This is a genomic window from Marinobacter sp. NFXS11 (genome assembly GCF_040148675.1).
Lineage (GTDB): Bacteria > Pseudomonadota > Gammaproteobacteria > Pseudomonadales > Oleiphilaceae > Marinobacter.
Genome location: NZ_JAGDDV010000001.1, coordinates 1879310 through 1903527, shown reverse-complemented (window position 1 = coordinate 1903527; position 24218 = coordinate 1879310). Strand labels below are relative to the sequence as shown.

Below are 24218 nucleotides of genomic sequence, written 5' to 3'. Positions count from 1 at the left end.
GCTTATTCCGGAGAAGCCGATGACACAGATTTCAGAGCAGGCCTTGCAAACAGCGGTCCGCGAGTACCGCGACCCGTACCTCAACAAGGACCTCTACGAACTGGGTGCCGTAAAATCCCTGAACGCCGACGATAGCGGGAAAGTGACCCTCATAGTGGAGCTTCCGTATCCGTCCAAGGGGATTGCAGGCGCCCTGAAACAGATTGTTGGCAACGCTCTAGAATTTGTTGACGGCGTGGAGAGCGCAGACGTTCATGTAGGGCAGAAAATCCACTCCTACAAAGTCCAGAAAGACCTGCCTTCCGTCCCCGGTGTCAAAAACATCATTGCCGTCGCCTCCGGCAAAGGCGGCGTCGGTAAATCCACCACCGCCGTCAACCTTGCCCTGGCGCTTCAGGCCGAAGGCGCGAGAGTCGGTATCCTCGACGCAGACATCTACGGCCCCAGCATCGGCATGATGCTCGGCGTGCCCGAAGGTAAGCGCCCGGATACCCGCGAAAACAAATACTTCGTCCCCATGGACGCCCACGGCCTCCAGGCCAACTCCATGGCTTTTGTCGTTACCGAGAAAACCCCCATGGTATGGCGCGGCCCCATGGTCAGCGGTGCCGTGATGCAACTACTCCAGCAGACCCTCTGGAACGAACTCGACTACCTCATCGTCGACATGCCCCCTGGCACCGGCGACATACAGCTAACCCTGGCCCAGAAAGTCCCCGTAACCGGCGCCGTCATCGTCACCACACCCCAGGACATCGCCTTGCTGGACGGCAAGAAAGGCATCGAGATGTTCCGCAAAGTCGACATCCCGGTGCTTGGCGTGGTCGAAAACATGAGCGTCCACATCTGCAGCAACTGCGGCCACGAAGAACCCCTCTTCGGCCACGGCGGCGGAGAACGCATCGCTGCAGAATACGACACCACACTCCTCGGCCAGCTGCCCCTGCACATGACCATCCGCGAACAGACCGACGGCGGCACCCCCTCGGTTATCGCCGAACCGGACTCCGAAGTGGCCCGCCGTTACCGGGATATCGCGAGAAGGGTAGGGGCTGAACTGTCCACTCGGGAGCGGAACCTTTCCGGTTCGATCTCAAGCGTTTCAGTGACGGAGCACTGACAACGTCTCAAGGTTTGCGGCGTTTCACTCCGAAGTTAGTTCGCGGTCTTAGGGGCAGCCTTCCAAAAATGTCGAAGGCCATGGATGGCCTTCGCCAAGCGCACATGGATGTGCTCGTAGCGGTTTTTGGAAGGCTGCTCCTATGAGCGCAGCCCGCCAATTCTGAGGTCCGAGCACGCAGCCGCAGCCCCCAGAAGTAAAGACTCGACAGCCTTCGACAGACCCCAAGGGAAAAGGTAAACTACGCCCCAATTTTCCCAGTGGATACGAGACTTCGCCAATGAGCATCAAATCCGACAAGTGGATTCGCCGAATGTCCGAACAACACGGCATGATCGAACCGTTTGAGAGCGGACAGGTTCGTGAAACCGAAAAAGGCCGCGTGATCTCCTACGGCACCTCCAGCTACGGCTACGACGTACGCTGCAGCAACGAATTCAAAATCTTCACCAACGTCCACTCCGCCACCGTGGACCCGAAGAACTTCGACGAAAACAGCTTCGTCAACTACACCGGCGACGTCTGCATCATCCCGCCGAACTCCTTTGCACTGGCCCGCACCGTTGAATACTTCCGCATTCCGCGAAGCGTCCTGACCATCTGCCTGGGCAAGTCCACCTATGCGCGTTGCGGCATCATCGTCAACGTCACCCCGCTGGAGCCGGAATGGGAAGGCCAGGTTACCCTGGAATTCTCCAACACCACCAACCTGCCGGCGAAGATCTACGCCAACGAAGGCGTCGCCCAGATGCTCTTCTTCGAATCCGACGAGATCTGTGAAACCAGCTACAAAGACCGGGGCGGCAAATATCTTGGCCAGACCGGCGTGACCCTGCCCAGGACATGAACGCCAACCAGTTCCTGAAAGCCGTTTCACAACTGCAGGGATGGCGCGAATGCGCCTTCCTGCTCGCTCTGGCTGAGCGCTCATTCCCCAACTACGCGCTGTTTGCCGATGCCATGGGCCTGAAGACCGGTGCCAAAATGCGCCAGCTTCTGGATCTAGGTTGGGACCTACTCCAAAAGGACGTCTCCGAATCGGCGATCCCGCAATTGCTCGCCAAACTGGAAACCCTGTCGCCAGACGTGGACGCCTACGATGCCTACGGTGTTTACCCGGCCTTCGACTTCTGTCAGCTACTGGAGCAGGCGCTTCTGAACCGCCTGAACCCGTCCAAACACCGCGCTACCGATGCGTCACAGATGGCGACCGGAACCGTGATGAACTTTATTGAGCTGTCCGAAGGGGAAGACCTCGAGGAAGACGAACTCGTCCGTCTGCTTGATCATCACCCGTTGATGAAAGAAGACAAAACCTTCCAGCGGGACCTGATCCTGGAGCTGAAGCGCCAACGCACGCCAACCGATCAGTTCGTGGCCCGTCTCCGGGAGGATGCAGCTAACGAAGGCGTTAGTAACCTTGGCATTTCGCTCACCGAATAAACGTTGGGGAGCTGGCAAGCTACACTTTCGGTATTACCCGTTATATTCAGATTAGGTCAGATGGATTTTACCCCATGAAACTCTCTGCTTTTGGTCGCAAGTTCACCGCCGATGCCGGTATCACGTCCCTAATGGATGACCTGGGTAATGCCATGGCATCCGGCGATGACATGATCATGATGGGTGGCGGAAATCCCGGGCATATTCCCGAGATCCAGCAGAGAGTGCAGGAAATTCTTGCGGATATGAGCCGTAACGAGGGCGATGTTCGTCGTCTGGTCGGCATCTACGATCCGCCCCAGGGGGAAAAGCAGTTTATCGCCTCGCTCGCCGAGCTACTCAACCGCGAGTATGGCTGGGGCCTGAAACCCGAGAATATCGCCCTTACCAATGGCAGCCAGGCGGCATTCTTCATGTTGTTCAACATGTTTGGCGGAGACTACGGAGACGGTAACCGCAAGCATATTCTTTTGCCGCTTGCGCCCGAGTACATCGGCTACGCTGACGCGGGTATTGAGCCGGGCCTGTTCCATGCGGTGCAGCCAGACATCTCGTTCACCGACGCCCACGAGTTCAAGTACCGGGTGGATTTTGATGCCGTCGAGGTTACCGGCGAGACCGGCGCTATCTGTGTGTCACGCCCCACCAATCCGACCGGTAACGTCGTTACTGACGAAGAGCTTGCGCGGCTTGAAGAGCTTGCCCGCCAACACGACATACCACTGATCGTCGACGGCGCCTATGGCACACCATTTCCCAGCTTGCTGTTCGTCGATGCAACACCCACCTGGAACGACCAGATCATCCTCTGCTTGAGCCTCTCGAAGCTTGGTTTGCCGGCAGCGCGGACCGGAATCGTGATTGCGGCCGAGCCGGTGATCAAGGCGTTGTCAGGCATTAATGCCATCATGAACCTTGCCACGGGCAGTTTTGGCGCCATGCTGGCAGAGCCTCTGGTTCGTTCCGGTGAAATATTGTCCCTGAGCCGGGATGTGGTTTGCCCGTTCTACAAGGCGAAGATGGAGCGGGCGGTTGCCGCATTCCGGGAGGCCATGGGGGAGGACAGCTGCCGCTGGTATGTGCACAAGCCCGAGGGCGCCATGTTCCTGTGGCTCTGGTTCCCGGATCTGCCGATCTCCAGCCTTGAACTGTATCAGCGGTTGAAGAGCCGAGGGGTTCTGGTCGTTTCCGGGCACTATTTCTTTCCCGGATTGCCAGAAGATGGCTGGAGGCACCGGCATGAGTGTCTGCGCGTGACCTACTCCCAGGACGACGATCGGGTTGCCGAGGGCCTCCGGATCATTGCCGATGAGGTCAAGGCGGTGTGGCGCGAGGCCGGGCGTGAGGTCTAGCGGTCGAACTCTGCTTCCTTGAGCTTCAATTCGTAGGTGCTGCCGTCCGGCTCAACTTGCCTGAGGCGGACGAGCAGGAAATTCTGCTCCGGCGAGAACCACATCAGCGTCTGACGCTTTGAGTCCTCGCGAACCTTCTCCGCCTTGAGCGTGGCGCTCTGTTTGCTGCCGGTACTCATGTTTTCACCATTGATCACCGCGAAGCGATCGGTGTCGATAGAGTTACCGTCGAGCACCCGATAGGTCATTTCCCGCTTGCCATTCTTGATGTCCTGGTGCAGCTGAAGCTGGTAGCCCAGCGGATCCAGCAGGCCTTCTTCCAGCGCCAGTTCGAAGGGCTTTCCCTTGTATTCCCCGGTTGCGACGCCTGCGGACCAGTCGAAGTCGATAGAGTTCTTGCGGTCGCTGATCAGGAAACCGGATAAGCGGTATCGGTATCGCATGGGTATGACTTGCCCGTCCTCCCAGCGGAATACCAGCGATTCGTCGATGCTGACAATGAAGGAATCAACATCCGTGCGGTACAGCCAGACATCGTTGCCCTGGGAGGAGAGTGTGCGTTTTGCGGTGCCATTGAGGGAGAGCCCCTTCTCCATGGCTGCGGTATAGCTGGCCTCGAAGGGGGTCAGATCTGCTTCGGTCTGGGCATGCAGTGTGACCGGCCCGGCGAGAATGCCGAGACAGGCCAGCAGTGCCGCGCAACCAAGTCTGATGAGATGTCGTGAAAGCATCTTGTTAAACCCGAACAATTACCGTCATCAATGGCGACAGTGTAGCTGCTCGGGCAGGATGCGGGGATGACAATTCGTTCAGACGATGCCTCAGTTGTCAGACAAACGCATCGGGGCGTTCAAGGGGTCGCCGTCGAACAACACATAATCGCTACCCAGCTGAACCCGGCCCTCACAGAACCAGCGCACAACAATGGGGTAAAGAATGTGTTCCTTGGCCTGTACCTTCTCAGCGAGGCTTTCTGGCGTGTCACCGGAAACAATCGACACTTCTGCCTGGGCAATCACGGGGCCGCCATCCAGCTCTTCGGTAACGAAGTGGATGGAAACGCCATGTACGGTATCGCCCGCTTCCAGTGCGCGACGGTGAGTATTCAGCCCGGTATACTTCGGTAACAGGGACGGGTGAATATTCAGCATCTTACCCCGGAATGCCCGCACAAAATCCGTGGTCAGAATGCGCATGAAACCTGCCAGGATAATCAGATCCGGATTGTATCGGAGGATTTCCGCCATCAGGGAAGCATCAAACTCATCCCGGGATTCGAAATTCTTGTGGTTTACCACAAAGGTCTCGATATTGGCCTGGGCGGCGCGCTCAAGGGCAAACGCGCCTGGCTGGTTGCAGCCAACGGCAACGATCTGCCCGGGAAAATCCCGCTCCCGGCTGGCGTCAATCACTGCCTGAAGGTTGGTGCCGCTTCCGGAGGCAAGCACCAGGATTTTCGGCAAAGGGGTCTGATCTGCCTTCATGCCGACAGCAGCCCCGGTGCGTAGCGAACGCAGGCATCTGCCTGTTCGTCATCGGCACGTTCGATCAGGCCTACCTGCCAGGCGTGCTCGCCCAGTGCTTTCAGGGTATCCAGGGCTAGCTCCTTCTGATTGGCTGGCACGCAGACAATCATGCCGATACCACAGTTAAAGGTGCGGTACATCTCTTCACTGGCAACGCCACCGTTGTCCTTGAGCCACTGGAATACCGGGGGCAATGACCAGCTGTTGGTATCGATGGCAGCGATGGTGCCGTCCGGCAGCACCCTGGGAATATTTTCCGGCAGGCCACCACCAGTGATGTGGGAGAGGGCACGGACGTCGACTTCGCGAATCAGCTGCAGAAGATTCTTTACGTAGATTCGCGTTGGTGCCATCAAAGCATTGGCCAGGGTGGTGTCGCCCATTGGCTGCTTGAGGTCAGCGTTGCTGACTTCCAGAATTTTCCGGATCAGGGAGTAGCCGTTGGAGTGGGGGCCGGAAGAGCCCAGTGCAATCAGCACGTCTCCGGCCTGGACGCGGCCGCCGTCAATAATTTCACTGCGTTCGGCAACGCCTACGCAGAAGCCCGCCAGATCGTAGTCGTCGCCTTCGTACATGCCCGGCATTTCAGCGGTTTCACCGCCGACCAGCGCACAGCCAGCCTGTTCGCAGCCTTCGCCGATCCCGGCAACCACCTGAGTGGCAACGTCTACGTTCAGCTTGCCGGTCGCGTAGTAGTCGAGGAAGAAAAGCGGTTCAGCGCCGCCGACAACCAGATCGTTCACGCACATGGCGACCAGATCGATACCGATGCTGTCGTGCTTGTCCAGTTGCATGGCCAGTCTGAGCTTTGTGCCCACTCCGTCGGTGCCGGAAACCAGAACCGGTTCGTTATATCCGGCGGGAATCGAGACCATGGCGCCGAAGCCGCCGAGACCGCCAAGAACCTCGGGGCGGCGGGTGCGCGCGGCGGTGTCCTTGATTCGGCTGACGAGTTCATTGCCGGCATCAATATCTACGCCGGCATCGCGGTAGGTCAGGGAGGGCTTCTGTTCGCTCATGGTGTACTTAACCGTTGGCCAGTGGGTCAGGCGGCGGATTTTAACAGGTGCGGTGTGGCGCTCCAAATGTATATTGCTTTTCCGAAATCCGGGGCCGCTACTCACACCTTGGGGCATGGTGTATCCTATGCGCCATTCATGCGAATTGCAGGGTGTTTCATGTCAGTATCAGGGCAAAAGGCGACACACAGGTCTGTATCCGGGGCGTGGGTAGTTGCGTTGTTCACCGTTCTTCTGGCCGGGTTTTCCGCCCAGGCGACTGCGGTGACCGTTTCCGGGCTCTATTCGGCAAAGGTGCCAGTGGAAGGGTCCTCGCCGGGTCAACTCGCCCAGGGGTATGCAGATGGGCTGAGCCAGGTACTGGTCCGGGTTTCCGGTACCCGAGACGTACTGGCGATGGAAGGCGTTGAAGCCCTGCTGTCCGATGCCGAGTCGTTGCTGCTTTCCTATCAGGTTGCCCGTGGCGAGTCTGGCCAGAGTGTTCTGAGCATGTCCTTCGGAGCGGTTGGCGTTAACCGTGCTCTGGCTGCAATTGATGCGCCGGTGTGGGGTGCCAACAGACCGCTCACGCTGGCCTGGATTGCTGCCGAGGATCGGGGTTCGAGAACACTTGTGACCCGGTCTGCCGCAAGCGACGGGCAGGGCAGCGCTGGAAACTGGCGGGCTGCGTTCGATGAGGCGGCCAGGAAGCGGGGCTTGCCGGTGGCGCTTCCGCCGTCGGATTTCGCCTCAGACCGGGAATTGCTGTCAGATATCTGGGGGCAGTTTATTGGCCGGGTGAAGTCCGCCTCCGAAGATCTGGAACACGATGTTCTGGCGTTGGTGCGCGTCAGCCGCGCTGGTGGCCAATGGCGTGCCGGTTGGGTGTTCGATGGTATGGCCATGAATGCTGGTGAAGAGTCAGTAACCGCCCAGACTCCCGAGGCATTGGCGGAGGCCATGATTAATCGCTGGGCCGAGCTGTACGCCAGCCGATACGCGGTTGCTGCATCGGAAGTGGGCGATTCGCCCCAGGTGGACATTGTGCTGCGTGGCGTTACGTCGCTTGAAGACTATGCCGGAGCCAATAAGGTGCTTGAGGGACTGACCCCCGTGGTTAGCGTTGGTGCCCATCGGGTACGAGACGAACAACTGACCCTGCGAGTGGCTTTTTCCGGTGAGCTGGACCAGCTCCGGGAGTACATCGCCCTGGATCCGCGCTTTGTTCCGATGGAGGCCGACGTTCCGGCAGAACCTCCGGTTACCGCCCGCAGAGGAGAGGATCAGGTGGCGTCGTCTGGGGCGAACCCGCAAGAGGCGCCCGAAAGCGAGGAATCACAGCCGGCTGGCCCGGATCAGCAAACCTCTGCGGAGGCGTCTGAGGAGACTGCCCTGTTTACCTATCAGCCGGTGCCCGTCGATGAGGAAGATGCCAGGGAGGCGTTCGAATCCCTGTACCAGGTTCTGTATTATCGTTGGCAACCGTCTTCTGTCATCGGGAGCGATGGCGGCGAATAAGGTGTAACCGGAGGGAGTCTTTTGAATTTGCACCGCTGGCGCTGGATTCCCAATGCCCTGACGTTCCTGCGCATTCTTCTGATCGCTCCATTCGCGGGAGCGTTATTGACCGGAGATTATCGCCGTGCGTTGCTGATATTCTTTCTGGCAGCTGGTACAGACGCGGTTGACGGCTTCCTTGCCCGGCATTTCAATTGGCGTTCCAGGCTTGGCGCAATTGCAGATCCTCTTGCCGACAAGGCCTTGCTGATCACCGCGTACCTGATGCTTACCCTCACTTCTGTCCTGCCAGTGTGGCTGTTTTTGCTGGTGTTGGGGCGTGATCTGCTGATTGTGGTCGGCGCTCTTGCCTACCACTACAAGGTTGGTCGATACGACATGGAGCCCAGCATTCCTGGCAAGATCAATACATTTATCCAGATTCTTGTAGCCCTGGCCATCATTGTGCTTCTGGCGGACCTGCCGATGCAGCCGTGGGTGGTGGATGCCGGCATTCTCCTGGTGGCTGTCTCCACAGTGTTCAGCGGGGGGCATTACCTGTTCGTGTGGGGCTTTCGGGCCTGGAGGGCTACCCGGCCATGACCGCATCCCAGTTGGTGCTCGGGGTCAAGCTGCGTGACGACGCCCGATTCGACAATTTTCATGGCGACCGGAACACGAGCGCAGCCCAGCGCCTTGAAAGCGTTTGTCAGCAACCTGATGATATGCCTGTTGTTGTTCTTTGCGGTGATGCCGATACCGGCAAGAGCCATCTTCTGCAGGCAGTATGCCACCTGGGCGAGAAGCACAGCAGGGCAGCGGTATGTATCAGCATCGCAGAGCTCGAGCCTTTTGGTCCCGATGCCTTGTCGGGGCTTGAGACCCATGACATCGTCTGCCTGGACGATGTGGACCGCATCGCAGGCCAGCGCGTGTGGGAAGAGGCCATTTTTCACCTCTATAACCGGATTCTCGATCGAGGCGGCCTTTTGTTGGTGAGTCTGACCGATTTGCCGGCCAGTTTGCCCTTTGAGTTGCCGGATTTGGTCTCCCGATTCAGTCACGGGCTGGTCATCCAGTTGGGTATCTACCGGGATGAGGATCGCCTCACAATTCTCAGGGCCCGTGCCGAGAAGCGGGGCCTGGTGATGGCGGATGATGTAGCCAACTATATAATGCGTCGGGCGCCTCGAAGGCTCGGTGATTTGCTGGGGATTCTGGATATACTGGATGAAAATTCACTTCAGGCACAGCGACGGCTGACCATCCCGTTTGTGAAGACAGTGATGGGTTGGTGAGTTGGAATGAGTTCATCTCAGGGCAGAAATCGATAACGGATTCATCAAGGGAGAGGCAAAATGAGACGGGTGGTATTTAACCAGAAAGGCGGTGTCGGCAAGTCCAGTATCACATGCAATCTCGCAGCTATCAGCGCCGCTCGTGGCAAGCGAACCCTGGTCGTGGATCTTGATCCGCAGGGAAATTCCACCCACTACCTGCTGGGCAAACCTGCCAGCGAGTTCAAGGATACCGTTGCGGATATGCTGGAGCAGACGGTGGCCTTTACCGTGTTCAACCGCCGTCCGGACGAGTTTGTCCATGCCTCACCGTTCAAGAACCTGTTTGTGATGCCCTCCAGCCCGGAGCTGGATTTCCTCGAGCGCAAGCTGGAGGCCAAGCACAAAATATACAAACTCAGGGAAGCCCTGAAAAAACTGGGTGAATCCTTCGATGCGATCTACATCGATACCGCGCCGGCGCTCAATTTCTATACCCGGTCTGCCCTGATTGCAGCCCAGCGCTGCCTGATACCCTTCGATTGTGACGACTTTTCCCGGCAGGCGCTGTACAACATCCTCAACGAAATTCGTGATCTGCAGGAAGATCACAATGAGGATCTTGTTGTCGAAGGAATTGTTGCCAACCAGTTCCAGCCGCGGGCCAGCCTCCCCAAGCAACTGGTCAGGGAGCTTACCGAAGAGGGCTTGCCGGTTCTGCCTGTGCGCCTCTCGAGTTCCGTGAAGATGAAAGAGTCCCACCAGAGCCGGCAGCCCCTGATTCACATGGCACCCAAGCACCCGCTGACGCGCCAGTACGAGGACCTGTTTCGGGTTCTGCATGGCGAAACCGTGGAGCTTGAGCCGCTCAACGATTGAAGCGAGATTGATATGACCGAATCCGGTACCCCGGTCGGGCAGGTTGCGGACTGCCTTCTGAACATTGAGATGGAGTTGCGGCAGTTGGGGCTCTGGGAGTCAGAGCCGCCACCGGACGAGGCGTTCCAGAGTGCCCAGCCCTTTTGCATCGATACGCTGGAATTTACCCAGTGGCTGCAATTTGTCTTTGTGGAAAGAATGAAGATCATCATCGAAAATGACCACCCGTTGCCTTCGGCCTCCGGTATGGCGCCGATGGCCGAAGAGCATTTCCGGGGGCGACTGGAGTCCGGCAGCAGGCTGGTTCGGGAACTCGAGGTGATCGACCGCCTGCTTAGTGGGGAGTGATCAGTCCAGTCTCATTGACAGGTCGACAGCCTTCACATCCTTGGTCAGCGCGCCAATCGAGATGAAGTCCACGCCGGTTTCGGCGATCGGGACCAGGGTGTCGACATTGATTCCCCCGGATGCCTCCAGCTTTGCCTTGCCACCTGTGGTAGCGACCGCGATTCGCATGTCTTCGAGCGAGAACTCATCCAGCATGATGATGTCTGCACCTGCTTGAAGGGCTTGTTCCAACTCGTCAAGGTTCTCGGTTTCCACCTCCACCGGCTTGCCCGGTGCAATCCGGTGGGCGGCTTCAATGGCTTGGGCAATGGAGCCGCAGGCGGCAATGTGATTTTCCTTGATCAGGAAAGCATCCCACAGCCCGATCCGGTGATTGAAGCAGCCGCCACAGGTTACGGCGTATTTCTGGGCCAGGCGCAGACCCGGCAGGGTTTTACGGGTATCCAGTAGCCGAACACTGGTGTGCGCAACCCGGGCGGCATAGCCTGCGCAGGCGGTCGCAACGCCAGACAGGGACTGGAGCCAGTTCAGGGCCGCGCGTTCGGAGCTCAGCAGGCTTCGTGCAGAACCCTGCATGGTAAACAATACCTGATCCGGTGACACGGTTTCGCCATCGGCCACCTGCCAGTTGAGCTCAACGGCCGGATCCACCTGTCGGAAAACCTCGTCCACCCACTCCCTGCCTGCGATGGTGGCGGTTTCACGCGTAATTACCCGCCCTGTTGCCTGTTTGTCGGCGGGTATCAGTCTGGCCGTAATGTCGCCATCGCCGATGTCCTCGCGCAGACTCTGGGCAACATTTTCAATTCTGGCCTGGCGGAGGAGTTCAGGGGGAATCATAGGGCAAAAAGTCCGGTGCAGTGGGTTGTCAGCGTTTCAGGCTGCCAATTCTAAAGCGCCGCTGGTGAATCGCCAAACTCTTGGGGCAGGACTGCTAAACTGTGATGCACGTCAGGTCTACACAAAAGGTGACAAATTCTGACACAACCTGACGTGGGCAGCTCGTATCATGTGAAGTGGAGAAATAAACAGGCGATTACGTAATACAAGGCGGAGCAGCGAGATGGTGCACGATAACAAGGTTGTCAGCTTTTCAGGCCAGAAACCGCCCGCCCGGTTTTCTTTGCCTGCGTCCCTCGTGCGCCTGCGTGACGCATCGGGTCAGTCCCTCAAGTCCGTTCTTGCCAGTTTTTTCGATCGTGCCGATGATGCCCTGTTTGAACTCGCCGACAGAGCTGGCACCAATCTCGACCAGACCGCCTACTTTGATGCCATGCGGGAGCTCAGGCTTCGTCGCAAGGCCATGGTGGTCTCGATCCTCCAGTATGTCAGCCAGGCTTTCAATGAAATCGGCAGGTTCCAGCCCCAACAAAGTGCCAGGTCTCTGGATGAAGTTGACGAGGATTCTCTTAGCCTCGTTGACCATTCCCAGCTTGAGCAGCAGGTGGCTGTCGACAACCTCATAAATAAACTCCGGAACCGTTATACAGAACAGATCCGTCTGCTTACCGTCCGGGTTGGGCATCTGGTGCCGGGCATCGAGCTGAAAGACGCGCAAATGCCGCTGAGCCCTGAGATCATCTGTGGCGGTGTTGCCGAGGCCTGTGCCGACCTCGACATTGATATCCGGGCCAAGCTGGTGGTTCTGAAGCTCTTTGATCGCCTGCTCGCCGATACCCTCGGTGATTTTTACAAAGAAGCCAATCGCACCTTGATCACTGAAGGCGTAATGCCCGACATGAAACGACCGCCCACCGGCAAAGTGCCCTCCCGTTCCGGTCAGCGTGGGTCAGGAGATAGTTCAGTGCCGACCAGCGCCAGAGGTCAGGCGGATTCTCCCAGCGAGAGCCAGGGTATGTCTCAATCACAGGCTACTTTCTCTGAGCTCAGCGCGCTGCTGCATCGCGGCGAATCTAACTCTGTAACTGGCGGATCCCCGGTCGGCGAAAGCTACATTGATACCGACAGGCTCATGGCCCGTTTGACTGAAGCGCAGTCGAGCAGCAGGCAATGGGGTTACGGTACCGTTGTACCGCTGAACGAACAGCTTCAACCCATCCTGCGTTCCGGCGATGGCAACAGCCTGAGCGTTGGGCAGGTTGACAGTGACGTGATCAATCTGGTTTCCATGCTGTTCGACTTTATTCTGGAAGATCGCCAGTTGCATCCGGTAATGAAAGCATTGATCGGGCGCCTGCAGATTCCGGTGCTGAAAGTGGCGCTTAGTGACAAGAACTTTTTTAATCGGGGCGGTCATCCCGTCAGAAAGCTCCTCAACGAACTGGCACTTTCAGCGATTGGCTGGACCGAGAAGAAGGTCGGGCAAAGGGATCCGCTTCGGGACAAAATCGAATCGGTGGTAGATCGGGTTCTGAGTGAATTCACCACCAACGTCTCTCTGTTCGAGGAATTGCTGAAAGATTTCAGCCACTTCATGGATCTTGATCGCCGACGTCGTGAGCTCGTCGAGCAACGTCTTCGGGATGCAGAGGAAGGGCGTGCTCGTCAGGAGCGGGCGTCCCAGGCGGCGGAAGGCCTGGTTCAGGAGCTGACAGAGCAGCGGGACCTACCCGAGCCGGTTGCCGGCCTCCTGAGCGAAGCCTGGACCCGGTACCTACAATGGGTTGTCCTCCGGGAAGGCGAGGACAGCGATCGGTGGCAGCACGCCCGGAACCTGACCGAGCAGCTGGTCTGGAGTGTGGATCCGCGCCCGGTCACTGATACCACCAGGGCAGATCTGCTGAGGGCGATACCGGCTATTGTGGACGACCTTCGCAAGGCGCTGCAGGAGATTTCCTGGGATCCGTTTGCCACTGATGCGGCCATTCGCGACCTTGAGCTTGCCCACGTGGACGTGTTCCAGCGGTTGGTGACGGCGCCGTCCCGGCCGGAATCACCTCCGGAACCAGAAGACCTGCCCGATGCAGAACCTACTTCTGAGCAGCCCATAGAACCGCCGGTGGCTGTGCCGGCGGCCGAAGACGCTGTTAAGGCAACGCCTTTGCCGGCCGAACCTGAAGAGCCGGCTGTTGTGGTCAGAGAGACTCCCGCTCAGGGGGGCGCCGACACAGAGGCGGCGTCCGTGTCGCCAGAGTGGCTGCAAAAGGCAGAAAGCCTGCGTGTCGGTTCCTGGATTGAACTTACCCGTGACGAAACCAGGGTGCGCTGCAAGCTCGCCGCCTTTATCAAGGCCACCGGTAAATACATTTTTGTGAATCGAAGTGGTGCGAAGGTCGCCGAGTATCTGCGTCAGGAGCTGGCCGCCGACATGGAAGCCGGTAATATCAGCATGCTGGATGACGGCCTGATCTTCGACCGGGCACTGGAGTCGATCATCGACAACCTGCGCAACAGCCGCAAGGACTGATTCGTGGCAACCGTGGCAACTTTGTGATTCAATCAGAGGCTGTAATCCTCTGAAACTTTTGGAATTACTTTGCCCGATTCAGACGTTTTTTCCGAACGCATTACCGCTTCCGGTACCGATGGAAACTCGCTTCGTGATACCGGGCGGATTCCCTTCGCCCGCTGGACCCCTTCGCCGAATTTCGGGCCTCGTCCAGACGGAGCAGGCATCTCTCTTCTGGTCGTTCATAATATCAGCCTGCCTCCGGGCCAGTTTGGTGGGCCCGAAATAGAAGACTTCTTCTGTAATCAACTCGACCATTCTGCGCACCCCTACTTTAAGACCATCGAGGGCGTCCAGGTGTCTGCACACCTGCTTATTCGCCGCGATGGCGCGCTGGTCCAGTTTGTCAGCCTGCTTGATCGAGCCTGGCATGCGGGCCGATCGTGTTTTGAAGGACAGGAGGAGTGCAATGATTTTTCCATCGGGATTGAACTCGAAGGAACCGATGACACCCCTTACACCACCGAACAATACCGCATGCTGGCGGAAGTGGCAGGCCTGATTATGACGGCCTGGCCGGATATCACAGCTGGCCGGATTACCGGGCACTGCGACATTGCGCCCGGCAGGAAAAGCGATCCGGGGCCGGCCTTTGACTGGCGGTATTTCCGGTCAGCCCTGGAAATAGCCCGTGGATCGGGGAGGACCGTCTGAATGGTATTTGTTGTGTTTCTTCTGGCCTACATGGTTCGCAGGCGTCTGGACTCCCTGGATATGCTATCCGGCGACGAGGTCTGGCGCCGGTGGTTCCGCAATGGCAGCCGGGTCAGGGCCGGCCATGAATCGGGGATTGCAACCGGGCTGGCGCTGGTCCTGTTGCCGGCACTGATACTGGGGCTTGCGGAATATCTGCTGGTGTCGTCCGGCTGGAGAATGGCGGCCTACCCGCTGGAGTTCCTGGTTCTGGTCGTCCTGATGGGCACGCCGGGCTGGCGACAGGTGCTGCGGGCCTATGCGGAGGGGTGGCATCGGGGAGACATGCAGTCAGCCTGGCATCATGTGAAAGATCTTCTTCCGGCTGATGAGCGGGGAGCCGCAGTATCTCCCGAGGCCATGCACCTCTCCCTGTCCAAGGCACTGATGGTTTCGGTGTTCCAGCGTTTCTTTCTGGTGGCTTTCTGGTATGTGGTTGGCGGCATTGGTCTTGCGGTTCTGGCGCGTGGGCTGGTTGCGCTTGCCGAGCAATGGCCGCAGGCGCCGGCCAGGCCCAGGTTTGCAAAAATGTCCGACCTTGCCGGCTGGATTCCTGCCAGGCTTTTGTCGTTAACGTTCGGAATTGCCGGAGATCTGGCCGGCTGGCTGCGTGAAACCCGCCAAACTCTGACTGGAATCTCTAAAAAAGCGGGAGAGGTGCTCATGATTTCGGCCAACGGGTCGTTAACCGGGTATGCACTGGATCCAGCGAGGTTTTCCCGGATTCACCCGGATGAGTGGACAGCGTTTGGGGGAAGGAGTCTGCGAGCGGTAAGGGATCTGCTGAACAGAAGCATGTTGGTATGGATATGCATACTCGCCCTGCTGGTTATTTCCGGCGTCGTTTAGCCCGGATTTTATAAAACATTACAGTTCAACAACAAATAAAGCTTAAGTTTTTAAGACTTTAGGCGACAATAGAAGAAAAGAATTAACGTTCAGTGGTTATTCGCCAGCACGAGGGTCCCTGTGAAGCAACTCATTAATCCTGCCATTGCCTTGATGAACCGGCTGCCGATGGTTTACAAGTTCAGTCTCATCAGCATTCTGTTCCTTTTACCGATTGGTGGACTGTCCTGGCTTGCTATTTCCGAGCTGAATCGCTCGGTTCAGACCATGACCCGGGGCGTCGAGGGGCTGGAGCAACTCCAGCAAGTGGATCGGCTGGTGGATGCTGCGATGGATTATCGAGACTATCGCTCACCGGCGATCATCAAGGATGAGAGTGCCATTACCGCAGTTTCCGAAGAAGCCGCCAGTGAGATTGATAGCCTGCTGGCAGCTCTGACCGCAGAAAAGCGCTCGTTCGATACGACTGGCTCCTGGGCCGATCAGGTTGAAGGCCTTCGCCAGGAGTGGGAAGCATTGCGGGCCGATGACAATTATCAGGGCAGCTTCGATCCTCAGTTCAAGTATTATCAGGAGTTCGTCCAGAAGGCACAGGCGCTGCTTTCGGCCACCATTGAAATCTCTGGTTTGGGGCAGGGGGCCTCAAGAGAAAACCAGTTGATTCTGGGCCTGGTCCAGGACTCTCTCCCGGCTGCACGCACCGTGATTGGTCGGGCAAAATCCTACGGAATCTTTGCACTGGTCGAGGGGCAGGTCGGTTACGCCCTGAGCGAAACCCTGAACGAAATCTATGACCAGTTGACCAATCGCACCTCCTTGCTTTCACCGGCCTTGGCTCTTGCTTCTGAAGCATCGCCGGCCCTTGCCAATCAGGCAGGCAACGCCATTCAACGGGTTGACGAGAGTTTGATGGTGGTTCGGGATCATCTGGATCTGAACGTGATAACGCCCATGCGTCTGGAAATGCCCTGGATCGAATACGACGATCTGATGTCCGGGCAGTTGGCCCACTACGACGACGTCAAGACGGCTGCCTTCAGCGTGGTCGATTCGAACCTGCGCTCAAGGCTCGAGAGTGAGATCAACCAGCGTCGCCTGATCGTGGTTGCCCTGATCGCCGTATTGCTTGTGGTTGTCTATCTCTACATCGGCTTCTTCATGTCCGTACGTACCGCCATCAACCGCTTCAGCGAAGCCGCGCGGAACGTTGCCGCCGGCGACATGACCACGCACATCAGTTTGCGCAACCGCGATGAGCTGGGCGAGTTGACGACGGAATTCAATAACATGACCGACCGGATCGCCGAGCTGATCCGCTCTGTCAGCCGGACCACGGCGGACGTCGACCAGCAGGCAACCCGGGTCAATGACACCGCAGCGGCCAACAGCGAAGCTGTGGCGCGTCAGATGGAAGAAAGCGGCCAGATCAATGAAGCCATGAACCAGATGGTTGAGGCGGTTCATGAAGTCACCGAAAGCGCGCACCGCGTTGCGGACAGCGCGAGCAACGCCGAACAGGACACAGAAACCGGCCGGGGCGTGGTGGCCGACACGGTTGAAACCATCAACAAGCTGGCGGGTGAAATCTCTGGTGCGGTGGAAGTGATCAACCGGGTCAGCAAGGACAGTGACAACATCAGTCAGGTGCTGGTCGAGATCAAGGCCATCGCCGAGCAGACCAACCTGCTGGCACTGAACGCCGCGATCGAGGCGGCCCGAGCCGGGGAGCAAGGGCGTGGATTCGCGGTGGTTGCCGATGAGGTTCGCTCGCTGTCACAGCGCACACACAAATCGACGGAAGAAATCGAAGGCATGATTTCCCGTCTCCAGAGCGGCGTCAAAGACGCGGTGTCGGCCATGACCAACAGCCGGGACGTGACTGAGGCAACGGTGCAGAAGTCTGGAGAGGTGACAGAGGCCCTGGACAGAATCGCCAAGGGCATCTCCGTGATCGTGGATATGAGTCACCAGATCGCCCAGGCAGCCGAAGAGCAGTCTGCCGTCGCGAAAAACGTGAACTCGAACGTTGAGCAGATTGGCGAGCTGGGCCATAAAACTGCCGCCAATGCTGAAGAAACCCTGGGTTCTTCCCGAGAAATGTCGCAACTGACAGCGTCGCTTCAGCGTCTGGTGGAAGCCTTCAAGGTCTGACCGGCGCGACCTTTGCGCGCGATCAGGCGCATAAAAAAATCCGGCCCTCAGAGGCCAGATTTTTTTTGTTCCCAGAGAATTTCTTCGCCACCCTCGCGCCGGGCCAGTACGCGGGCGATGACAAACAACAGATCTGAGAGACGGTTCAGATAGTGCCGGGAAGCAGTGTTGATGGAGTCTTCATGGCCGAGGGCCACGACAACCCGCTCTGTACGACGGCAGACCGCCCGGGCAAGGTGACATTGGGCGGCGCCGGGGCTGCCGCCGGGCAGGACAAAATTCTTAAGCGGTGGCAGGCCTTCGTTGTGTCGGTCCAGGGTGCCTTCCAGCCATTCGATGTGTTCGTCACCGATCACACGGCTGCCGGGGATGGCAAATTCGCCTCCCAGGTCAAACAGATGGTGCTGAATGCGGCGCAGGCTCTCCACCAGTTCGTCGTCGCTGTCCAGGGTTTCGATTAGCAACCCGATATGGCAATTGAGTTCATCGGCGGTGCCCATGGCTTCAACTCGCTGGGCATTCTTGGCAATCCGGTTGCCATCGGCCAGACCCGTGGAGCCATCGTCTCCGGTGCGGGTGTAAATCTTGGAAAGGCGGTTGCCCATCAGTCTGCTCCTGTTAATGTGACGACAGTTGTTGTACCCGTTCAGTCAGCATTTGGTTCACCGGCGTGTCGATACCGAGTTCTTTTCCGAGTTTTGCCAGATACCCGTTGATAAAGTCTATCTCGGTTTGGCGTTTCCGGAGAACATCGGCACGCATCGACGATGTGTTGCCGGCGGTGTTTTGAGCGACCTTTTCAATGCGTTGGCGCAGGGAATCCGGTGTTTCCGTAATCTGGACGGCGGCGCTCATCAGCTCTGACAGTTCCGCGCAAAGCTCGTCGATGGTGTCCTGATATAGCCCTGCAGACAGGATGTCGCCATTGGGGCAGTTCAGGATCGCGGTGTAGGGATTGATGCCCGCATTGATGATCAGTTTCTGCCAGAGTCGCTGGAGGATGGCCGGCTCGGGATGAATGGCCAGGCCGGAGTCTTCCAGCATGGCGACCGCGCGGTCCACCGAGAACCTGGCCTGCTCCGTCAGCGGACCTACCCAGGTATCGCCGGTACCGGCATGGGCGAGCAGCCCCGGCTCAGGTCGATTTGCGCCCTCGGTGGTGCTTGCGGCCAGGATCGGGCGCTCCGGCCACCGCTCGGCGACAGCTTGCTGGCTGCCCAGTCCGTTCTGGAAAAGCAGGATGGGGGTTTCAACGGGTAATTGGTCGATCACGCCTGCCACGGCGCTCAGGGTATCACCGGCCTTGGTTGTCACCAGCATCAGGTCCGGCGTGTCACCGGTCCTGAGGAAGGGAATCTGTATGGAGGATTCCGGCCCCTCAAAGGGCCGGAAACGGTAGTCGACGCTGGAGTCGCCGGGCTCGCCCGGTCTGGCCATGAAGGCAACGCAACCGCTGGGTAGCATTGCGCCCCAGAGCCTGCCCAGAGAGCCTGCACCGAGAATACCGATCATGCCGGTTACATGGCCTCGATATCGGCCCTTTGCTGGCTCAGGCGGGCCTGGCTGCTTTGGGCGTCCCGGAGTTTTTCCTGTTCCTTCTCGACCACTTCGGCCGGAGCCTTGGCCGTGAACTTCTCGTTACCCAGTTTACCCTCCAGGCGACCGATCTCTTTCTGCAGGCGCTCCAGCTCTTTATCCAGACGCTTGAGTTCGGCATCCTTGTCAATCAGGCCGGCCATGGGAACCAGTACTTCCATGTCTCCCACCAGTTGGGTGGCAGACATGGGGGCTTTGTCACCCTCAAACCAGTCCAGGCTCTCCAGCTTGGCCAGGGAACTCAGGAACTGGCGATTGTCATTCATGCGACGCTGATCCTCTGCGTCTTTGCCGCGCAGCAATACGGGAATCTTCTTCGCCGGCGAGATGTTCATTTCGCCCCGGATGTTCCGCACGGCAACGATCACGCCCTTGAGCCATTCAATATCAGCCGCAACCGCTGAATCCTGCTTGGTGGCATCCGGCTGCGGGTAAGCCTGCAGCATGATGCTGTCGCCGGTCTTGCCGGCCAGGGGGGCGATCCGCTGCCAGATTTCCTCGGTGATAAACGGCATCATCGGGTGCGCCAGGCGCAGAACGGCTTCCAGTACGCGCACCAGGGTGCGACGGGTGCCACGTTTGGCTTCGGCACTGGCGTATTCATCACTGAGCACTGGCTTGGACAGCTCCAGATACCAGTCGCAGTATTCGTTCCAGATGAACTCATACAGCGCGTAGGCCGCCAGATCGAAGCGGTACTGGTCAAGGTGGCGGATCACATCCTGCTCGCAGCTCTGCAGCTCGCTGACGATCCAGCGGTCTGCCAGAGACAGTTCCACGGGCTCGTCATTCACACCACAGTCTTCGCCCTCGGTGTTCATCAACACGTAGCGGGCGGCGTTCCAGAGCTTGTTACAGAAGTTGCGGTAGCCTTCCAGGCGTTTCATATCCCAGTTGATGTCACGGCCGGTCGTGGCCATGGCTGCGAGGGTGAAGCGCAGGGCATCGGTGCCGTGAGCGGTGATGCCCTCCGGGAATTCCTTCTGGGTGCGCTTGCCGATTTTCTCGGCCAGCTTGGGCTGCATCAGGTTGCCCGTGCGCTTCTCCAGCAGGTCATCCAGGCTTATGCCGTCGATCATGTCCAGCGGGTCGATTACGTTGCCCTTGGACTTGGACATCTTGTCGCCGTGTTCGTCCCGGATCAGCCCGGTGACATACACGGTATGGAAGGGCACCTGGGGTGTGCCGTCTTCGTTCTTCATGAAGTGCATGGTCATCATGATCATCCGGGCAACCCAGAAGAAAATGATGTCGAAGCCGGTGACCAGCACATCGGTTGGATGGAAGGTTTTCAGGCGCTCGGTGATCTCTGGCCAGCCCAGGGTGCCGAAGGTCCACAGGGCAGAGCTGAACCAGGTATCAAGAACGTCTTCATCCTGCTCGAGGGCGACATCGGCATCCAGGTCGTGCTTCTGGCGCACTTCGTCTTCGCTGCGGCCCACGTAGATATTGCCGTCGGCGTCGTACCAGGCCGGAATACGGTGGCCCCACCAGAGCTGGCGCGAGATACACCAATCCTGGATATCGCGCATCCAGGCGAAGTACATGTTCTCGTACTGCTTGGGTACGAACTGGATACGACCGTCTTCCACCGCTTCAATGGCCGGCTTGGCCAGGGTCTTGGCATCGGCAAACCACTGGTCGGTGAGCATGGGCTCGATAATCAGGCCCGACCGGTCACCGCGTGGGACGCTGAGTACGTGATCCTCAATGTTCTCAACCAGCCCCTCGGCTTCCATATCGGCAACAATCTGCTTGCGCGCCGCTTCGCGGGTCAGGCCAGCGTAGGCGCCCGGCATGGTGCCGTCGAGTTCGGTGTTTTCGGTGCCGTCGGCATTGAACACCTCGGCCACGTCCCGGATGTTGGCGTCCTGGGTCATGACGTTAATCATCGGCAGGTTGTTGCGCTTGCCCACGGCATAGTCGTTGAAGTCGTGGGCCGGCGTGATTTTCACGCAACCGGAGCCTTTCTCCGGATCGGCGTGATGGTCGGCAACGATGGGGATACGGCGGTTCACCAGCGGCAGCACCACGTGCTTGCCAATCAGGTGCTGATAACGCTCGTCTTCCGGATGCACGGCCACGGCCGTGTCACCGAGCATGGTTTCCGGCCGGGTTGTGGCCACCACCAGGTAATCCTTGCCATCCTGGGTTTTCGCGCCGTCAGCCAGCGGGTAACGCAGGTGCCAGAAAAAGCCCTTTTCTTCCTTGTTTTCCACTTCCAGATCGGAGATGGCGGTGTGCAGTTTCGGGTCCCAGTTGACCAGTCGCTTACCACGGTACACCAGGCCTTCGTCGTATAGCCGGATGAACACTTCCTGCACGGCTTTGTAGAAGCCGTCGTCCATGGTGAAGCGCTCGTTGTCCCAGTCCACGGAGTTTCCGAGGCGGCGAATCTGGCGGGTGATTGTGCCACCGGAGTGTTCTTTCCAGTCCCAGATACGCTTGATGAACTCTTCCCGGCCCAGGTCGTGGCGGGTCTTGTCCTCTTCCGCAGCGACTTTGCGTTCAACCACCATCTGGGTGGCGATGCCGGCGTGGTCGGTACCGACAGTCCACAGTGCGTTACGGCCCTGCATGCGCTTGAAGCGGGTGAGGGTGTCCATGATGGTATGCTGAAAAGCATGGCCCATGTGCAGGCTGCCGGTTACGTTGGGCGGCGGGATCGCGATGCTGTAGGACTGGCCTTCACCGCTGGGGCGGAAGTACCCTTTGGATTCCCAGTTTTCGTACCACTGGCGCTCGATGTTTTCTGGCTGGTAGGTTTTTTCCATGGGGTTCTGCAGTGACCGTTGGTTGATTCACAAGGGAAAATTGAGACGCCCGATTATACATGGTCGCCGGTGATGCGGCGAACCCTTGGGGTGGCTTCTTGATTCAGCGCGTAGGTCGGGTTAGCGCAGCGTAACCCGACAAAATCTACCCCCGCTTCCGCTGATCATGAACCCTGGGTTCAATCCCGAGAGCCCGCAATTGCTTGAAATGCGACCGGGCCTGATTCAGCACATTCGGATCGTTATGGGCAACCAGCGCAAGCCGCTTAAAACGGTTCGCATCCGCCGGCAACGTTGCCGAGAGAATGATCACCGTATCCCAATCCTCGGGAGCGGGCGGGTGGAGCAGGATGCCGACGGGATCGGAGCAGGTCGTCGCAGAATCGGGGACAACGCTGTGAGGGATGAACGCGTCGGGGCTGAAGTTCCAGAGCAGGTCGTCCAGCTCTTCTGCGTGTTGCATGGTATCGCACACGACGCACACGCGGTCACCCTGCTGCCAGGCTTTGTCCACGAGTTTGGCAGCGTGGAGATTGCGGGCGGCGGGGGTGTTCTGGGCGAGGATATGGAACCAGTAGCGTTGGTTCCGGTCCTCTTGGCCGGAAGCTCCGGCAGCAACGCTGCCGGGTTCCGGAGAAGGCGCCGGGTTATTTTCCTGCATGGGACATCAGGTAGTCGACCAGCATGGGCACCGGGCGACCGGAGGAACCCTTGGCTTTGCCGGAGTGCCAGGCGGTGCCGGCGATGTCCAGGTGCGCCCAGCGATAGTCCTTGGCAAAGCGGGAAAGGAAACAGGCCGCTGTTATGGTCCCTGCAGGGCGGCCACCGATGTTGGCCATGTCGGCAAAGTTGCTGTCGAGCTGGCTCTGGTAGTCGTCCCAGAGCGGCAGGCGCCATGCCCGGTCACCGGCACGCTCGCCGGCGGCAAGGAGCTCATTGGCCAGCTCATCGTTGTTGGCCAGCAGTCCGGTGGCGTGATTGCCAAGGGCAATGATGCAGGCGCCGGTCAGGGTTGCCAGATCGATGACGGCGGCCGGGTCAAACTTCTTCACGTAGGTGAGGGCATCGCACAATACCAGGCGCCCCTCGGCGTCGGTGTTGAGGATTTCAACAGTCATGCCGGAGAGCGTGGTCACGATGTCGCCAGGGCGGGAAGCGCCGCCATCCGGCATGTTCTCTGCTGCGGCAATCACCGCCACCACGTTGATCTTGGGTTGGGTTTCGGCGAGCACTTTCATGGCGCCGAAGACACTGGCGGAGCCGCCCATGTCGTACTTCATTTCATCCATGCCCTCGCCGGGCTTGAGGCTGATACCGCCGGTGTCGAAGGTGATACCTTTGCCCACAAGTACATGGGGTTTGTCCTTGGCCTTGCCACCACGGTATTCCATCACGATCAGTCGCGGCGGTTGGGTGCTGCCTTTGCCCACGGCCAGGATGGTGTTCATGCCCATCTTTTCCATCTGCTTTTCGTCAAGCACTTCGGTCTTGATGCAGTCGTAATCCTTGGCCAGCTTCTTGGCTTGCTGAGCCAGCCATTCCGGGTGGCAGATGTTGGGCGGCGTGTTGCCCAGATCCCGGGTGAGATTCATACCACGGCCGGTGGCCAGACCGAGGTTGAAGGCATCCTTGAGGGCCTTGCCGGCACTGGAGGCATGCACAATAGCTTTGTTGAGCTTCCGGGCGGCGGGTTTTTCGCTCTTGAAGTCGCTGAAGGTGTAAAGCTGATCTTCAAGGGTCCGGCCAATCAGGCTGAGACGGGCTGCTTCAGAACTCACAGCTTCTTCGCCGGTTACAGGGGTATCTGCGAGGGCGATCGCGACGCTTTTGGACGGACCGTCCTTGAGCGCGGTCATCATCGCGATCAACGCTTTACGGTAGTTGGCAGGGCTGCGATCTTCATCCTTGCCAGTGCCAACCACAAGCAGGCGAGTCCAGGGCTGATCGGTCAGGGGAATGGTCAGCGTCGTGGCATTTTTGCCGGACAGGTCACCGGCCTTCTGGAGTGTCTTGATCATCCCGCCCAGAGCCTCATCGGCCTGATTCGTCGAATCGGGCCAGGTGCCTTTCTCAGGCAAGCCAACTACGAGACAGTCTGCTTTGGTGCTGGCGATGGCTTTACTGCTCAGGCTGAAATTCATGGCAACTCCTGTTGATTGTTCACGAGGCTCCCGCCGGCGGCGGGAATCGTTCTTGATTGTGATCTAGTCTAGCATTGGGGCTTGCCGCGCAATTATCAAGCGATTGGCGCGGCTTCCATGCCTGTCCGTGCCTTCATGCCGGTGTAATACCGCTACTCTGTCATT

22 protein-coding genes are annotated in these 24218 nt (G+C 58.5%); 13 read left to right on the top strand and 9 right to left on the bottom strand.

The features are described from left to right. The first annotated feature begins 19 nt into the window (after nucleotides 1–19). The 4 genes from apbC to J3362_RS08870 all read left to right on the top strand — a co-directional run bounded on the left by apbC (nucleotide 20) and on the right by J3362_RS08870 (nucleotide 3915). Nucleotides 20–1120 (top strand): iron-sulfur cluster carrier protein ApbC, encoded by a 1101-nt coding sequence (gene apbC / locus J3362_RS08885; RefSeq protein WP_349519184.1) that lies wholly within the window; start codon nucleotides 20–22, stop codon nucleotides 1118–1120. Nucleotides 1121–1400: 280 nt separating this feature from the next. Further along, entirely contained in the window at nucleotides 1401–1967 is a 567-nt protein-coding gene (gene dcd / locus J3362_RS08880; protein WP_008172848.1) for a dCTP deaminase, read from the top strand. Further along, nucleotides 1964–2563, top strand: a complete 600-nt coding sequence (locus J3362_RS08875; protein WP_008172846.1) for a YjaG family protein — start codon at nucleotides 1964–1966, stop codon at nucleotides 2561–2563. The genes dcd and J3362_RS08875 overlap by 4 nt, the downstream gene beginning before the upstream one ends. A 74-nt stretch (nucleotides 2564–2637) precedes the next feature. Beyond that, nucleotides 2638–3915: a valine--pyruvate transaminase gene (locus tag J3362_RS08870; protein WP_349519183.1), complete on the top strand. Its 1278-nt coding sequence runs from the start codon at nucleotides 2638–2640 to the stop codon at nucleotides 3913–3915. On the opposite strand, the gene J3362_RS08865 is transcribed toward J3362_RS08870, so the two are convergent. The 3 genes from J3362_RS08865 to purM all read right to left on the bottom strand — a co-directional run bounded on the left by J3362_RS08865 (nucleotide 3912) and on the right by purM (nucleotide 6460). After that, the gene (locus J3362_RS08865) at nucleotides 3912–4646 is read right to left on the bottom strand and encodes a DUF3108 domain-containing protein (RefSeq protein WP_349519182.1); all 735 of its coding nucleotides are present in this window, start codon (nucleotides 4644–4646) and stop codon (nucleotides 3912–3914) included. The genes J3362_RS08870 and J3362_RS08865 overlap by 4 nt on opposite strands. A gap of 90 nt (nucleotides 4647–4736) precedes the next feature. Then, nucleotides 4737–5399 carry a phosphoribosylglycinamide formyltransferase gene (purN, locus tag J3362_RS08860; RefSeq protein ID WP_349519181.1) on the bottom strand — a complete coding sequence of 221 codons (663 nt, stop codon included), beginning with the start codon at nucleotides 5397–5399 and terminating at the stop codon, nucleotides 4737–4739. Then, nucleotides 5396–6460 carry a phosphoribosylformylglycinamidine cyclo-ligase gene (gene purM, locus J3362_RS08855; RefSeq protein WP_349519180.1) on the bottom strand — a complete coding sequence of 355 codons (1065 nt, stop codon included), beginning with the start codon at nucleotides 6458–6460 and terminating at the stop codon, nucleotides 5396–5398. The genes purN and purM overlap by 4 nt, the downstream gene beginning before the upstream one ends. A gap of 219 nt (nucleotides 6461–6679) precedes the next feature. Here purM and J3362_RS08850 point away from each other — a divergent pair, with 219 nt between their 5' ends. From J3362_RS08850 to J3362_RS08830, 5 genes are read left to right on the top strand one after another with little or no spacing between them, the layout of a single operon-like run. Then, nucleotides 6680–7957, top strand: coding sequence for a DUF8605 domain-containing protein (locus J3362_RS08850; protein WP_349519179.1), 1278 nt, complete (start codon nucleotides 6680–6682; stop codon nucleotides 7955–7957). A gap of 21 nt (nucleotides 7958–7978) precedes the next feature. Next, entirely contained in the window at nucleotides 7979–8539 is a 561-nt protein-coding gene (locus tag J3362_RS08845) for a CDP-alcohol phosphatidyltransferase family protein (protein ID WP_349519178.1), read from the top strand. After that, nucleotides 8536–9234 (top strand): DnaA regulatory inactivator Hda, encoded by a 699-nt coding sequence (gene hda / locus J3362_RS08840; protein WP_349519177.1) that lies wholly within the window; start codon nucleotides 8536–8538, stop codon nucleotides 9232–9234. Before J3362_RS08845 ends, hda begins: the two co-directional genes overlap by 4 nt. Before the next feature lie 60 nt (nucleotides 9235–9294). Next, nucleotides 9295–10092 carry a ParA family protein gene (locus J3362_RS08835; protein WP_349519176.1) on the top strand — a complete coding sequence of 266 codons (798 nt, stop codon included), beginning with the start codon at nucleotides 9295–9297 and terminating at the stop codon, nucleotides 10090–10092. A gap of 12 nt (nucleotides 10093–10104) precedes the next feature. Next, the gene (locus J3362_RS08830) at nucleotides 10105–10440 is read left to right on the top strand and encodes a YqcC family protein (protein WP_349519175.1); all 336 of its coding nucleotides are present in this window, start codon (nucleotides 10105–10107) and stop codon (nucleotides 10438–10440) included. On the opposite strand, the gene nadC is transcribed toward J3362_RS08830, so the two are convergent. Then, nucleotides 10441–11280: a carboxylating nicotinate-nucleotide diphosphorylase gene (gene nadC / locus J3362_RS08825; RefSeq protein ID WP_349519174.1), complete on the bottom strand. Its 840-nt coding sequence runs from the start codon at nucleotides 11278–11280 to the stop codon at nucleotides 10441–10443. Between the two features lie 223 nt (nucleotides 11281–11503). Here nadC and J3362_RS08820 point away from each other — a divergent pair, with 223 nt between their 5' ends. The 4 genes from J3362_RS08820 (at nucleotide 11504) to J3362_RS08805 (ending at nucleotide 17542) form a co-directional block, all read left to right on the top strand. Beyond that, nucleotides 11504–13807 (top strand): DUF1631 domain-containing protein, encoded by a 2304-nt coding sequence (locus J3362_RS08820; protein ID WP_349519173.1) that lies wholly within the window; start codon nucleotides 11504–11506, stop codon nucleotides 13805–13807. Between the two features lie 99 nt (nucleotides 13808–13906). Further along, nucleotides 13907–14503, top strand: coding sequence for a 1,6-anhydro-N-acetylmuramyl-L-alanine amidase AmpD (gene ampD, locus J3362_RS08815; protein WP_502882426.1), 597 nt, complete (start codon nucleotides 13907–13909; stop codon nucleotides 14501–14503). Then, a complete protein-coding gene (locus J3362_RS08810; RefSeq protein ID WP_349519171.1) occupies nucleotides 14504–15391 on the top strand; it encodes a histidine kinase in 888 nt (295 codons plus the stop codon). It abuts the gene before it with no gap. A gap of 120 nt (nucleotides 15392–15511) precedes the next feature. Continuing rightward, nucleotides 15512–17542, top strand: a complete 2031-nt coding sequence (locus tag J3362_RS08805) for a methyl-accepting chemotaxis protein (RefSeq protein WP_349519170.1) — start codon at nucleotides 15512–15514, stop codon at nucleotides 17540–17542. A 47-nt stretch (nucleotides 17543–17589) separates the two neighbouring features. Here J3362_RS08805 and J3362_RS08800 read toward each other — a convergent pair whose 3' ends face one another. From J3362_RS08800 to J3362_RS08780, 5 genes are all read right to left on the bottom strand, one after another. Continuing rightward, the gene (locus J3362_RS08800; protein WP_349519169.1) at nucleotides 17590–18147 is read right to left on the bottom strand and encodes a cob(I)yrinic acid a,c-diamide adenosyltransferase; all 558 of its coding nucleotides are present in this window, start codon (nucleotides 18145–18147) and stop codon (nucleotides 17590–17592) included. 13 nt (nucleotides 18148–18160) lie between these two features. Next, complete coding sequence (locus J3362_RS08795) at nucleotides 18161–19054, bottom strand: ketopantoate reductase family protein (protein ID WP_349519168.1); 894 nt, start codon at nucleotides 19052–19054, stop codon at nucleotides 18161–18163. 5 nt (nucleotides 19055–19059) lie between these two features. Continuing rightward, nucleotides 19060–21912, bottom strand: coding sequence for a valine--tRNA ligase (locus J3362_RS08790; RefSeq protein ID WP_349519167.1), 2853 nt, complete (start codon nucleotides 21910–21912; stop codon nucleotides 19060–19062). A gap of 145 nt (nucleotides 21913–22057) precedes the next feature. Beyond that, nucleotides 22058–22573 carry a DNA polymerase III subunit chi gene (locus J3362_RS08785; protein WP_349519166.1) on the bottom strand — a complete coding sequence of 172 codons (516 nt, stop codon included), beginning with the start codon at nucleotides 22571–22573 and terminating at the stop codon, nucleotides 22058–22060. Next, a complete protein-coding gene (locus J3362_RS08780) occupies nucleotides 22560–24053 on the bottom strand; it encodes a leucyl aminopeptidase (protein ID WP_349519165.1) in 1494 nt (497 codons plus the stop codon). Before J3362_RS08780 ends, J3362_RS08785 begins: the two co-directional genes overlap by 14 nt. Between the last annotated feature and the right edge of the window lie 165 nt (nucleotides 24054–24218).